The sequence below is a fragment of the Hamadaea sp. NPDC051192 genome, assembly GCF_040682475.1.
In the GTDB taxonomy this organism is placed as follows: domain Bacteria; phylum Actinomycetota; class Actinomycetes; order Mycobacteriales; family Micromonosporaceae; genus Hamadaea; species Hamadaea flava.
Window position 1 is genome coordinate 36,514 of sequence record NZ_JBFBAZ010000056.1, and the last position, 13,930, is coordinate 50,443.

Below are 13,930 nucleotides of genomic sequence, written 5' to 3' on the forward strand. Positions count from 1 at the left end.
GAAAGGCCGGTCCATGACCACAACGAGCTCCGCAGCCGCCCGAGAAGTCCTCGGACGGCTGCTCGGACCAGAGCGTGCTGAACGTTTCGAGCTGCTCGTTGATCACGGGCCGGGCAGCGAATTCCGTATCGAGGATGCCGGGGGCCGGGTCCGCGTGACCGGCCACCGCGTCCCCGATCTGCTGGCCGGTGTTCGCTGGTATGTCTCGCACGAGGCCCACGGACATCTGAGCCGGCACGGCGACCGGCTTCCGGAGCTGTTGCCGGCCCCGACCTCGCCCATCCACCGTTCCACCCGGCTCACGCACCGCTTTGCCCACAACCACACCGTCTCCGGGTACTCAGCGCCGTACTGGGAATGGCCCGAGTGGGAGCGCGAGATCGACTTCCTGGCCTGGTCGGGCACGACGCACGTGCTTGTGCTCACCGGGCAGGAGATCGTCTACCGCGATCTGCTGGTCGAACTCGGCCGCTCCGACAAGGAGGCCTGCGGCTGGCTGAGCATGCCGGGGCACATGCCCTGGCAGTGGCTGGGCAACCTGCACAGCTTCGCGGGCGGCCAGCCTGCGGAGCTGCTCGAGAAGCGCGCCGTACTGGGGCGCCGCATCCTCGACCGGATGCGGGAGCTGGAGATCACGCCGGTGCTGCCGGGTTTCGCGGGCTTCGTGCCGCAGGAACTCGTCGACGGTCGGGACGACCTGTCTGCGGTACCGCAAGGGACGTGGCTGGGCTTCGACCGGCCGACCTGGATCGATCCGACATCGCCGGGCTTCCGTGACATCGCGGCCCGTTGGTACCGGCTGCAGGGCGAACGGTTCGGACCGTCGGGCGCCTACTCGATGGACGTCCTGCACGAGGGCGGAATAGCCGGCGGGATGAACGTCCGCGCCGCCGCCGCCAGCCTGCAGGGCGCGCTGCTGGACGCGCATCCAGACGCGACGTGGGTGGTCCAGGCCTGGGGCACGAACCCGACCGACGACCTGCTGGCCGGCGTGGACCACTCTCGCCTCCTCGTGCTGGACCTCAACGCGGACGACACCCCGCGCTGGGGGTCGCGTGACGCGTTCCGCGGGGCGCCGTGGGTGTTCGGCACCATCTCGACGTGGGGCGGCCGGCAGTACGTCTTCGGGAAGCTGCCCGAGATCTGCCGCCTGCCGGGCTTGCGGAACACGGGACGCCTGTGCGGCACCGTCCAGGCGGCGGAGAGCCTGGAGAGCAATCCGGTCGTCGACGACCTGCTGGCCGACGTGATCTGGCACGACAACGAGATCAATTTGGACGACTGGATCGCCGGCTACGTCCGGCGCCGCTACGGCACCGACGCGGAGCTGGCGATCCGCGCCTGGCGCGCCTTCGTGCGCACCGCGTACGGCCAGTACATCGGCGACGATATCGACGGGAGCAACGCGGGCCCCGACTCCCTGTTTGTCGCGCGCCCCGCACTCGACCTCGAGCGGGCGATCGAATGGCGCCCCCGGATCGTGCCCTACGACGTGACCGAGTTCGAGGCGGGATGGCGTGAGCTCATCGAGGCCGCACCGCGGGCGGGCGAGTCCGGACCCTACCGTCACGATCTCGTCGACGTCACCGTCCAGGTGCTGTCCAACCGCAGTCGCTGGCTCCTGGCGCAGATCCGCAACGCGGTGGACGCCGAGGCGGTGGACCGGCTCTCGGCGTGGTTCCTCCGGATGGTCGGGCAATGCGACGCGATCCTGGGTACCCGCGCCGAGTTCCTGTTGGGCACCTGGCTGGCTCAGGCCGCCGCAGCCGCCGGTCGAGACGGCGTCGAGGACATCACGACGCTCGTCACGACCTGGGGCGACACTGCCGCAACGGACGAACTGCACGACTACGCCGCCCGACACGCGGCGGGCCTCATGGCCGGCTACTACACAAAGCGCTGGAACCGGTTCTTCGACGACCTTCGTGAGCACCGCGAGACGATCGACTGGTTCGAGTTGGAACGAGGATGGGCGAGGGAACTGGGCGATGCGCCCACCGAGCCGCAGGGCGACACGGTCGCCGTCGCAGCGGCGATCGCGGCCACCCTGCCACCGATCCACCCGCTGCCGGTCACCGTCACGCTCGCGGCGGAGCATCGGGTAGAAGGAACAGTGATCACGGCGACCGTCGCCAACGAGGGAAGCGTTGACGTCCGGCTCGACCGGGCCCGGCTGATCGGACCGGTGGCCCATCCGTTGCTGAACCTTGACGGCATCCTCAGCCCGGGCGAGACGCGCGAGCTGACATGGGCGCTGCCGGACACATCCACCGGGACCGCCGAGGTCGCCGTTTACATCGACCCGTCAAGCCTCACGACCCACGTCCGTCGAGCCCGCACATCACTCCCCATCTAGCGTTCTGCTATAGGAACCGGTAGAAAACTTCGATGGCGGTGAAGGGGTGAAGTGCCGCGACCTGCGCTTGGGCAGCAGTTTCAGGTCGGACTGCAGCTCGGCGAACTGCTGGTCGGACGGGCTGTCGGCGCGGCGGGTCAGCCGGTTGCGGACCTTCCACTCGCGGTTGCCTTTGTGGCGCGTGCCGGCTGCGGTGCTGAATCGTCACTCGGCGGCGGACCTCGGTCAGCGTGGCGTCGGCGAGTTGCGCGGCGTGAAAGTGGTCGACGACGAGGCGGGCGTGGGGCAGCGGATGGTTCATCGCCGGCTTGAACAGGGCACACGTGTCGATGGCAACGATTTTGACCTGTTCACGCCATCGGGCGGGGCGGGCGGACGGCCAGGTCGATGACGGCCTGGGCGGTAGCTCTCGACCCTGCCCGAGCGGCGCTTGCCCGTCGACAGGTCGCACTTGCCCACATGCCATCGATCCACGACGGTGGTCGCGGCCTGCTCCACGTCGTCGAAGGTCCAGCGCGGCCAGCTGCATCAAGGGGGTTACCTTTTCGCCCGGACCTGACCACAAACCTCCGGTCAACCCCGATGACCTTGTCAACGATCACGCCGCCAAGATCAACTATCTGGAGATTGTGCTGAGGCGAGGTTGACTCCGTGGCTGGCCGTGAAGTGGAACGGTGCTCGCGGACGCGAAAGAATGGGCTCTGGCACGGACTTGGTGATCGACCGCGCCTATGTTCGGGCCAGGGTCGCGACCTGGTGGATGTGTTAGCCACCCGGTCCGACGCAGGGCGGGTAGTTGCCCGTCTGATCGAGTACGACGAGGGCAACGTGGCTGCCGCACGCCAGCGCATCAGCGAGGCGGGGCTGTCGGCGGTGACGATGGTGCACGGCGACGCCGGCGACTTGGCCTGTTGCCGGGGAGCTGTTCCCGCCGACTTGGTGATTCTAGCGGGTGTGTTCGGCAACATCAGCGACGCCGGCGTGAAGGCGACGATTGGCTTCCTTCCGCAGCAGTGCGCCGAGAATGCCACCATAATTTGGACCAGAACACGGCGGGCGCCCGACCTCACTGGCGCAAGTCGCGGCTGGCTGGGCGCTGAAGGTTTCGCGGAATGGGCCTTCCATGCCCCCGATGAGGTGCTGTTTTCCGTCGGGTGTCCACGAGTTCACCGGGCAGCCGCAGCCGTTGACTCAAAGTGGAACGATATTCCGGTTCGTGGTATGACCTAGGGCGTGTATCAAAAGTGCTGGTCAACGGTGCGACACTGCCGAAACGGCATGCAATCCTCACCTGGTCATGCTGGGATTCAATCACTATGAATGATCATTTCTTGGATGAAGCCGACTTGGCCGACAGGATGGAGCAGAACCTGGCGGAACACGCCTGTCACCTGCACCGGAGGATGTCTGGCGCGACCGTCACAGCGACAGGTGACGTCCTGGTCGCGGACAGCGGCCTGGACGACGACACGTTCAACATCGTTGCCGCGGCCCGCTTCACCGACGCCGACGCCACGGCCCGCATCACCCGGACTGTAGAGGAGCTGGCCGGCACCGGCCGCAGTTTCTCCTGGTGGGTGGGTCCCGCCTCGACACCGGCAGACCTCACGGCCCGCCTGACGGCAGCCGGCTTACCGGTGTCCGAACGGGAGACGGCGATGTGGGCCGAACTGGACGACACCCCGCCGCCCGCCGACGTCCCGGGACTGGACATCCGGGCGGTGACCACGCCCGAACAGCTCGCCGACTACGCGACGGTCCTCGCCGCGAACTGGAGTCCACCCGCCGAAACCGTCCGACACTTCTTCGCCCGAGCCGCTCCGCAGGCGCTGGCCGCGACCTGCTCGGCCCGATACCTGGTGGGCTACGCGGAGAACCGTCCGGTCTGCTCCGCCGAAGTGTTCCACCACGCGGAAGTCGCCGGCATCTACAACATCTCCACCCTGGCCACCCACCGCCGACGCGGCTACGGCGGTGCCATAACGCTCGCGGCACTTCGCGCAGCCCGGGAGCGCGGCCACCGCATCGCAGTCCTGCAGGCATCGACCGACGGAGAACCGGTCTACCGCCGCCTGGGGTTCCGCGCCTGCGGTCAGTTCGTCGAACATGCCGTCACCCCCTGAACGGCCGGCACTCCACGGGCTGTCCGCCGGCCAGCCCTGACCGGGCCCGGTCACAGCGATCCCACCCGCATGGCGATCTGGATGTACCGCCGTGCGAACGCACGCAGGATCGTCGAGGTACCGACCTCGTCGCACGTCGTCATGCTCAGCCACCCCCAGGATCGTCACCGACCTCATCGCGGACGCCGCCAACGCCGTCAGCTGACCCTCGCGACAACGCCCCGGTCCGCCACCGCGGACCGGGGCGCCAGGTGTGGACCCGCCCCGTGCGGCTGCGCCTCTACGAGCTTCAGGGCAGCCATCCGATCAGGGTGTCGGCGCGTCCGTCGACCTTGATCGCGGTCATCCCGCCGGTAGCGAGATCATGTAGTTGCAGCAATTGGGGCGCATATTGGCCGCCGGTGTTCGCGTAGACCGCTGGATCTGCGCCTGGTCCCCAGATGATGGTGTCGCCGGGGAAGCCCAGTGGTGGCCGCCCGTCATCGTCGTACACCGGGCTCAGTTCGCGGAAGGCCCCGGTCGCGGCTTCACGGCGCTGCACTCGGTGGAAGACGGTGCTTGCTGTCTGGCTGATGACAAGGATGTCGCATGTTCCGGGGATGAAGGCCACCCCGAACGAAGCCCCGGCGTCTCGGCCGAGTTCGCCGGCGGCGGGCAGCGCGTCGGCGCCACCTGCCATGGACGAACCATCGACCACGAAGCGTTTGCGATCCTCGTCCTTGGCCAGCGGTCGGGTGATCAGCTTGGTGCCGCAGGAGTCCAGGATCTCCCAGCGTGCCGGCGAGTCGGCCAGTGCCACCGTGTCGCCGATCCGCGCGACCGTCGTCGTGTCGGCGGTTATCGTCGCCGGCTGGTTGCCGGCTTCCACGGTCACCGATGCCGGCATCGTGATCACCCGGCCGAAGGCGAGGCGATGTGGATCGATCCACATCGCGCAGCCGATTTCCGAGGAGACGGTGTAGTGCGGACTGGTCGGGTCTGGTGCGGGCAGCCCGAGGCGCGGAATCGTCACGCTGCCGTTGCTCTCGTAGTAGGTCTCCGTCTTGCGTTCGTCGATTTTCGTCGCGACACCGGCGAGCGTGGTGACGTAGAGCGCGCCGTCGGCCTGGACTGCCAACCGCTTGCCGTCCGGCGCCCAGGTCAGGCAATCCGCCCCGGCGCGAATGGTCTTGCCGCCAGCGGTCATGTCGATGGTTTGTTCCGCACCGGAGACGAGGTTACGCAACGCGAGCGCGCCGTCGAGGGTCAGCCGGGCCAGCACCGTGCGGTCCGGAGAGATTCTCGCAACAGCCGTCCCCGGCGCCAGCTCGGTCACTGTGGGCGTGCCGTCCGCAGCGCTCACGGCCAACAGGCGATGCGCGGCGGCGTCAAGAACGATGATGCGCCCGGCCAGGCGGGGGCCGGGTGGACTCGTCGGCTCCGGGTCGCCGACGTAGTCATCCGAGCCGCACGATGCCAACGTGAGCACCACGGCCAAGAAGAACGACCGGCGTGCTCTCCGAACCTTCATCGAGCCTCCATTTCGGACTCAGCTGACCACGAACATCGTACCCAAATCCACCTAGGGGCCTCCCGGCGCGCACCATATCGACATAGCCAGAACACATCGGCGCAGAGCTTGCCGACGGCATTACACAGAGGCGAAGTCCTCAAAGGAGGCTGCGTGGCCAACGAGCCTGCCGGCGGGCCGCAGCGGCCGATCCGGTTTGGGTCGAACGGGTTACCGTTGCCCTGACCGTTCCGCAGCCGTCAAGGGTGCCGGTGGACCTGGCGCTCGGTCCCGCAACGCCCTTCCGAAGATCTGACAGCTCGCCTCCGTCGTGCTCCGGGGCGCTCGTTCTGGTGGCCAGCAACGTCACGGCGTGGCGCACGATGGAGAGCTTTGAGCGATCCGCTGACCGGTGCGTTCACCCACGGGCCGCGTCCGGCCCGCCTTTCTGGACTGGCCTGTCGGCCAAGCCTTCGGATCGAGGACAATTCGCGGTTCGACGAATGGGCGCTGGCGGGGGCGCTCGTGGAGGGGCGACTGGATTGAGGAAGTTGGCTGTGCGCCTGCTGGGGCGGGTCAGCCGCCTTCACGCTGTGAGCGGATGACTCCAAGTGCGAACAGTTCGAGCACGATCCATACGGCGACGCCTTCGGCCGCGAGCAGCCCGATGAGGACGAGTAGCTGCGTCGCGCCGGCCTGGAGCGGGCTGCCACCGCCGAGCAGGACGCCGACGAACGCGCCGGGTAGCGTGACCAGGCCGACGGTCCGGGTCTGATCGAGTGCCGGGTGTAACGCCCGACCGGCCGGGTCCCGGCACAGTTCGCGGACGGCGGCCGATTCGACGAATCCGAGAGATAGCAGCGCTTCGAACTCGCCGCGCCGCCCGATCAGCGTGTCCATCACCTGCCGGCCGGACAGCGACGTCGCGGTCATCGCTCCGCCGATGAGAATCCCGGCGATCGGCACGACTGCGATCGGGTTGGCCGGAACTGTCCCGGTTGCGACGATGAGGGCGAGGACGGGACCCGCCCCGGCGACGATCGCTATGCCTGCCGACCAGGCGCGGCGCTGTCTGCTGATCCGGCGGGCGCTGGTGGCGGTCGCGACGACAACCATCAGTGCGATGAACGCGGCTGTCGCGCCCCAGCGGGTGAGGACCCAGGCGAGGATCGCCGACACGATCGCCAGCTGGGCGACGGCGCGTACGGTCGCGGTTAGGATCGCTCGCCAGACATGCAGCCCGGCCATGGCGGTGACCGCTGCTGCGGCGAGGGTGAGGACGGCCAGCACGATGCCGAAGGTCACGCTGAACTGCACCCCGGTCGAACTCACTGCGGTCTTGTCTCCTGCTGTCTGAGCGGCGGGGCCTGCTCGCCGGGCTGGTCAGTGGGCGATCGCGGCGGCGATCTGGCTGATCGGTTCCGCGAGCGCGTTGATCGAGTCTGACAGCGTCTTCAGGTCGGCGGCGGTCAGCTGGTTGTGCAGCTTCCAGGTGTCGCCGGTTGCGTAGCGGTTCAGGGTGGTGTGGGCCTGCTGGAACTGGGTGTCGAGCGTGGCGACCAGCTGCGGGTCGCGGTCCTGCGCCTGGGCGAGGTTTTGCGGTCGCGCCGGGCCGTGCGCCATCCCGCCACCGCCAGCGCCATCGCGACGCGGGCGGCCACAAGGAACAGCACGACGGCGACCGTGAGAATCACGGATGCAGGCGACCATGTGACACCTGGGCCGCCCGCCATCGGTGGCAGACGGCAAACAGCTGACCACCCGTGCCTGGCCGGGCGGATCACCGTTGTGCAGGCCTCGTGCGGTGACCAGCGCGGTTGTGGTCGCCACCCCGTAGACAGGCCGGTTCAGTCCCGCTGCGGGTCGGGTCTTGTCTGGGAACCTCCAGGGTTCGGTCGAGCATGCATCATGGGGCACTGTCTACTTCAGGGGATCGGCTCGACGGTTCGATCCGCGAGCCGACGTCAGCGGCCGCGTGGGGCCAGCGTGAGGCGGACGTAGTCGAGGTCCAGTCCGGTGCCACCGCCGGCCCCAGGTCCGTCGACAGCGAATCTCAGTAGATAAACTCCGGGCCGGGCGATCGCGAACTGTCCGCAGGAGAACTCACGGAAGCCCACACCGACATCGATGGCCGGTGCGAAGGCTTCTCCCGTCCCAACGCCGACGATCGAGGCACTGACCACGCCAGCCGCCGCGTCCTGCCGGCACCGCGCCGTCACGACGTAGGCTCCGGGCAGAGGCACGGGCACGGACAGTTCGAGGTAGTCACCTGCGGCCCCAGCGGTGTAGCGAAGCAGGCGGTATCCCGACGCGGTCAGGTCGGCGACGACGGCGGCGGCACCGCCGCTGATCCGCCGCCGCGCCGTTTCGGCCGGCTGCCGGAACTCCCGGATGCGTGGACCACGGTGCAGAGAATCCTTGCCACCGGTGAGCCACGTCAGGTCGAAACGTGCGAGCGCGACATGGTCGACGACGTTATTCTCGGCGATGTCCTTGCCGTACAACACGAGGATCGTCCCGTCGGAGAGCCGGGCGATGTCGGAGTAGCTCGACCGTCCGGTGTAGACCGTCCGGCTGTAGGGATAGCTGCATCCTTCGTCGTAGCTGATGCTCACGGTCAGATTCTCCCGCTGGGTGGTGCTGTCCGGTCGGCTGAACAGCGTCCGGGAGACCGCATTGCCGTCCGGACTACCGGTGTAGTGGGTCAGACTCGCGTCGACGGCGGTGAAGTGGGCGATCGACGAGTCGAACACCAGCGGCGACCACGACTCGCCGCGGTCGATGCTCACCGCGGTGATCCGCGGATGAACGCCAGCGCTGGAGTACCGACCATTGAGGACGATAGAGCCGTCGGGCCGCTGCACTAGGCGGGACTCGTTGACCGGGTACGTCGGTGACACCGGAACCACACCGCCGGCCCGCCAGGTGGCACCGTGGTCGTCGCTGACGATGACGCCGACTCCGTACCGCCGCTGATCCGCCGGAAACTCCACGCTGCGCCGGTGCCACACTTGCTGCACAAGCCGACCGTCCGCGAGTTGGATGCCATGGCCCGGTCCGGGCAGATGGAACGTCCGATTCTGGTCGTCACCTTCGAAGAGGCCGCTCACCTCGCTCCGATCGGACCAACTGAGGCCGTCGTCGTCGCTGGCGCGGAAGAACACCCGGCTGGCAGCATTGTCGACGTTGAGCGCGTAGAAGACGAAGACCCGACCGGTCCGGCGGTCGACCAGCGGTGTCGGGTTGACCCAACTCGCCTCCCCCTCGCTGGTCTCGATCGCGATGGTGTCGCCCCAGGTCACCCCACCGTCGATGCTCCGTCGGCACACCACATGGTGTGCTCCGTCGTCGGCGCGAGTAAGCCGCGCTTCACTGAAGGCAAGCACCGTGTCGCCAGGAGTCACCGCAAGGCCGTAGACGAAATGCGTCACCACCCCGTCCTCGCCACTGGCCCAGACCGTCGACTCGGCGAAGAATCCATCGCGTGCCGACGGGCTGGAGTCGGACGCGTGGACCGGGAGGGCGCCAAGAACCACCGCGCCCACCGTGGCCCCACCGGAGGCGAGGACAGCTCGTCGCGGTACGCCACGTTGGCTGAGGGGCAGGCGCATGGAAATCTCCTTTGGTCAGACCTTCTCCGGCATCGCACGCCAGGGCGAAGTTCCCCGGACGCTATCGCCATCCCGACCCGATCACCAGACGCTAATGGGTATTAGTTCGACCAGCCATGGGCGTAAGTCATTCAGAACATCAGAGCAGGGCAGCAAGCTGTCTGCTGTCGTACATGAATTGACCGATGCCGGCCGTCAGCCTCAAAGGGTAGAACGTTGTTGGAGCGCAAGTTAACCGAGCAGGCGCAGGTCGACGGCATCGGCCATCCTCACTACATGGTTGCACCTGACACAATGGACATCGGCGAATCGGTGGTCAGCAACCAGGGCGCGGCGGAGAGGCCGGTGGTCATGGCCACATCGGAGACACGCATCTCGCACCGCTCGGCAGTTAGGGTCAGCAGGACGTCCCAGCGACCATTCAAACGCTCTGTTTGCTGCTGGATTCCGCTGCCAGATGGGTCCCTTTCCGAACGTTACTTGGGCGGTCAGGGTTGACATGCCGCATGTTGCATGGCGCCACCGCCCGATGCCTCGGATCCTGTTGCCTCGGCATCGGGCGTTGCCCGCTCATTCCCGCAGCGTGAAGCGGACCGCGTCCGCCCGGGTGGCGCCGGAACCCGAGGTCAAGGTGACTGTGGCGAGCCCGGCCGTCAGGGGGTACGTGCCGATGGAGTGCCACGACCCGCCGGTCGCACACTGGTCGACCGGCACCGTCACCTCACCGACCGTGTACGTTGCGTTGGCGCTGCACATCGTGTTCCCGGGCGACCAGACCTCGACTTGGTAGCGGCCGGCCGGCAGGATCGCGCGCCAGGTGGCGGTGAGCCCGGCCGTTCGCGTGTACCGGGTACCCGTCCCGTCAAAGCCTTTCAGGCTGCTGGAGAGCCAGCTGCCGGACTCGCTGTACGCCGGGTTGTCCGGATCGCAGGTCGTCGGGGTCCCCTCGTTGGTGACGACAACGACCGGGTTCACCTCGCCGGGCAACGGCTCGATCGAATGCGGCTCCGATGGCTCTCCGCCGCCGGCGTTGTTCGTCGCGGTCACCCGGTAGGTCCCGGCGACACCCTCGTTGTCGAACACCAGGCTGGTGCCGGTCGCCGAGCCTACGACCAGCTCCGGGGTGGTGCCACACTCCTGCCGCAGCTGCGCCGTCACCACGTAGGACCGGGCACCCTCGACCGGGTCCCAGCGCAACGTCGTGGTGTCGGTGTCGGTGTCGGTGTCGTGTCGCAGGCCGCTGACCTGGCCGGGTGCGGCGGTGTCCAGCGCGACGGTGTGCCCCGCGGTGCCGCCGCCGGTGAGCTGGTAGGTGTGCCCTTCGGTGACGCGGAAGCGCAGCGCGCCGGTCACCGGGTCGATCCGGTAGCCGACCTTGGCGCCGGTCCTGGTGTCCCGCACGGTGAGCGAGCGGGGATCCCAGCCGGTGTTGGCATTCTCGACGGTGACGGCGTCGCCGCCGCGGCCGGCGGTGTAGCGGGAGCTGGTGGAGACCGGGTACACCTCGGCGTTGAGCGCGCCCGGCGTGCCGGTGACCAGCACACCTTTGCCACCGGCAAAGGCGGGAATCCGGTCGGTGCCGATCGCGTAGTCAGTCAGGGTCGTCGGTCCGTGGAACACCGCCCCGGTCTCGATGTCGATCCACTTGCCAGCCGGCAGATACACGTCGCGTGTCTGCGCCGTGGCGAAGTCGGCGCCGAAGACCGGGGTGGCCAGCAGGGACTCGCCGAACATCCACTCGTACTGTCGGGTGGTGTCGTTCGCCAGGTTGTAGGTGGCCAGGTCGTCCGGGTACGCCAGTGGCAGCGGGGTCACCGCGCTCGGGAACCCGGTCTCGTATCCGTCCAGTACCGCGTCGTAGATGTACGGCCGCAGCGCCTCGTGCCACAGCGCTAGCCGCTTCACCGACGCCGAGTAGTCGTCGCGGCCGAGTTCCCACGGGCCCTTACCGAACGTCAGAACCGGTAGCATCGTGTCGAACTGGGCGTTGCGGACGAAGTACTTCTGGTACGCCGGGTCTGTCAGCGACGGACCGGGGGTGCCGCCGATGATGTCGCCGGACAGGTTGCCGGCGCCGGAGGCCGCGTAGTTGAGCAGGTTCACCGGCATCCGGTCCGGATCCTCGTGGTAGACCTCGCCGGTGCCGTAGATGGTGTCGTTGATCCGGATCATGTCACCCGGCACCGAGTACGCCGCGTTGCGCACCATCAGCAGTTCGCTGGCGTCGTGCAGCGCGTTCTGGACTAGGTTCCAGTTGCCGTCGAGGTGGAAGTTCGGGTCGTAGAGCATGGTGTCCTCCTTCCACCCGTCCACCCCCCAGCGCCGCATTTGGTCGACGTACCAGCGCACCGCGTCCGGGTTGGAGCCGTCCAGGACGTAGCTGGCACCGCTGGGGAACTGGGCCCGGGTCACCACCCGGGGCGTACCGTCGGCGTTACGCAGCAGGTAGCCCTTGTCCAGCGCCTCCTGCAGGAACGGCCCGTCGTAGGTCGGGTTGTAGTTGCCGCCGTCGGCAGGCAGGGCCTTGAAGTTGTTACGGGCGCCGAGCAGGAGCTTGATGTCGTTGTCGGCGAACAGCTTCTTCAGCGCGTCCGGATCGGGATAGCGCGGGTTGGGCAGCCCGTCGTCGCGGCCCTCCTCGGCGGTGTCGTCCCACATCCCGAAGCTGTTCGTGGTGCCCTCGATCTTGTTTCCGCGTGGCCCCGGCCAGAAACCGGATCCGACCACGCCCCAGCTGAGCGGATAGCCGTGGTCGAGGAACCCCTGGACCGTGGCCATCACCGAGGACTGGTACGTGTCCCAGGCGAGCGCGCCGTACGCCTCCCAGCCGAGTCCGAAGGCCGACTCGCGGGGTTTGGCGTCGAGGTACCCGTGGCGTTGCCGGACCTGCCGGTAGTCGGCGTACACCTGACGCAGATCGCTGCCGACGAAGTAGTACAGGCTGTTCACCTCGTCGACGCCGGTGGCACCGAGCCGGTTCTCGTCCGAGGTGAGACCGACCCGCTTCTGACCTTCGGCGAACCACACCTGGCCAAAGCGCTGCTTGGGGAAGACAGTGAAGTTGGTGATGAAGCGCTTGCAGCTGCCCTCGTTGGTCAGGTCGTCCAGGACCAGCCCGGTGAGTTCGGTGCTCGGCCGGACCTGGACGTTCCCGCTGCACGGCGTGCCCTGTTCGGGTTGGCCGTCCGCGAACGAGCCGTAGTCGCCGAGCCCGTACGCGGGAGCCACCCCACCGGTACGGAAGTCGACCGTGCTGCTGGTTCCCGGCAGGTCTGGCACGGTAACGCGGGCGTACGTGTCCGAGGGCTGGATGTGGATCCTGACCCGGGAGCCGTCAGTCATGGTCACGTCCAGCACGGCGGTGGCGGATCCGGAATGGGAGACCAGCCGGGTGCCGGCGGCGTCGCTGAAGCCGGTCGCGGTGGCGGTCTTGATCCGCAGGCCGGAGGTCGGATGGGCCGGCGCGACGGGCTGACCCGATGAATTCTCGAACGAGTACCGGAAGCCGGCCTTGACGATCCGCATCCGGTACGTCGAACCGCTGATCACGATGCTGTCACCGGCGTCGACCACCCGTGGGCCGGGCTGGTCTGCGTCGGTGCGGCCGGCCGCGGGGGCCGCGCTGATCAGCCCGAACCCGACCACGACGGTGGTGGCGAGAGCGACTGAACGGGTGGAGCGTTTCAGCATGGTGGGCTCCTGACGTCACCGGGCCGGCGGGCTGCCCGTGGCGTGGTGGTGGGAGATGAGAGGTCCAATCTGGAAGTTGCTTGCGCGATACGGCAAGATATCCCGCATGTTGCATGCGGTCAACCGCAGTTTGGAGTCGATAGTGGAGATTGAGCAGGCTGAGACCCACATGGTGAAATGGCGTCCCAGGCGCCACTCCGGCGCGCGGCCGGACGGCGGCGGCGCGGCTACTACCCTTCGGCCACCGCGGCGCAGCCGCTATTCCGACCGGTTTGAGATGCCGCACAGGCGCGGCGACAACGCCCGTCACTGCGCTCGATACCCTGGATGCTCGGCCTCAGCGCCGCGGGGGCATCCACACGAACTGCGGATTGCATAGAGCAGCTTCGGACCATCGGATGGGCAGGAAGTCGACCGACTTCGCATACAGGTACTTCGCCGGTGGCACCGCGAACCGGCCGCGACACGAAGCGGGCGATGAGCTTTGCTGCCCCTGCGTCGGACTAGGGCGACGCCGTCGCCGCCAGGTCAAGCACCTCGTGGCGCATCGAACTCAGGCGCCTCTAAGAGGGCGTCTAATTCACGAACTTTGTGAGTGATGCCGGTTTAGGTGTCTCGCCAGGTTGGGGTGTTTTCGCCGGTGGCGCGTTTGGCCAGGTTG

Annotated in this window: 9 protein-coding genes; 3 read left to right on the forward strand and 6 right to left on the reverse strand. The window is 67.8% G+C overall.

Annotation, left to right across the window (positions count from 1 at the left end; all coding sequences use genetic code 11):
* Window positions 1–13: 13 nt before the first annotated feature.
* The gene (locus tag AB0M47_RS23310) at window positions 14–2,356 is read left to right on the forward strand and encodes an alpha-N-acetylglucosaminidase TIM-barrel domain-containing protein (protein WP_363417372.1); all 2,343 of its coding nucleotides are present in this window, start codon (window positions 14–16) and stop codon (window positions 2,354–2,356) included.
* Window positions 2,357–2,363: 7 nt separating this feature from the next.
* Here the strand turns inward: AB0M47_RS23310 and AB0M47_RS23315 are convergent, their stop codons facing one another.
* A complete protein-coding gene (locus AB0M47_RS23315) occupies window positions 2,364–2,885 on the reverse strand; it encodes a transposase (protein WP_363417396.1) in 522 nt (173 codons plus the stop codon).
* 227 nt (window positions 2,886–3,112) lie between these two features.
* On the opposite strand from AB0M47_RS23315, the gene AB0M47_RS23320 reads away from it, so the two are divergent.
* Both AB0M47_RS23320 and AB0M47_RS23325 read left to right on the forward strand, forming a co-directional pair.
* A complete protein-coding gene (locus AB0M47_RS23320; RefSeq protein ID WP_363417375.1) occupies window positions 3,113–3,586 on the forward strand; it encodes a class I SAM-dependent methyltransferase in 474 nt (157 codons plus the stop codon).
* Window positions 3,587–3,702: 116 nt separating this feature from the next.
* Window positions 3,703–4,479, forward strand: coding sequence for a GNAT family N-acetyltransferase (locus tag AB0M47_RS23325; protein WP_363417378.1), 777 nt, complete (start codon window positions 3,703–3,705; stop codon window positions 4,477–4,479).
* Window positions 4,480–4,768: 289 nt separating this feature from the next.
* Here the strand turns inward: AB0M47_RS23325 and AB0M47_RS23330 are convergent, their stop codons facing one another.
* The 5 genes from AB0M47_RS23330 to AB0M47_RS23350 all read right to left on the reverse strand — a co-directional run bounded on the left by AB0M47_RS23330 (window position 4,769) and on the right by AB0M47_RS23350 (window position 13,269).
* Window positions 4,769–5,989, reverse strand: a complete 1,221-nt coding sequence (locus AB0M47_RS23330) for a hypothetical protein (protein ID WP_363417381.1) — start codon at window positions 5,987–5,989, stop codon at window positions 4,769–4,771.
* A 555-nt stretch (window positions 5,990–6,544) separates the two neighbouring features.
* On the reverse strand, window positions 6,545–7,300 hold the full coding sequence (locus AB0M47_RS23335) for an ABC transporter permease (RefSeq protein ID WP_363417384.1): 756 nt from the start codon (window positions 7,298–7,300) through the stop codon (window positions 6,545–6,547).
* Between the two features lie 51 nt (window positions 7,301–7,351).
* Complete coding sequence (locus AB0M47_RS23340; protein ID WP_363417387.1) at window positions 7,352–7,591, reverse strand: hypothetical protein; 240 nt, start codon at window positions 7,589–7,591, stop codon at window positions 7,352–7,354.
* Between the two features lie 341 nt (window positions 7,592–7,932).
* Window positions 7,933–9,579, reverse strand: coding sequence for a sialidase family protein (locus AB0M47_RS23345; protein WP_363417390.1), 1,647 nt, complete (start codon window positions 9,577–9,579; stop codon window positions 7,933–7,935).
* Window positions 9,580–10,149: 570 nt separating this feature from the next.
* Complete coding sequence (locus AB0M47_RS23350) at window positions 10,150–13,269, reverse strand: TIM-barrel domain-containing protein (RefSeq protein ID WP_363417393.1); 3,120 nt, start codon at window positions 13,267–13,269, stop codon at window positions 10,150–10,152.
* Between the last annotated feature and the right edge of the window lie 661 nt (window positions 13,270–13,930).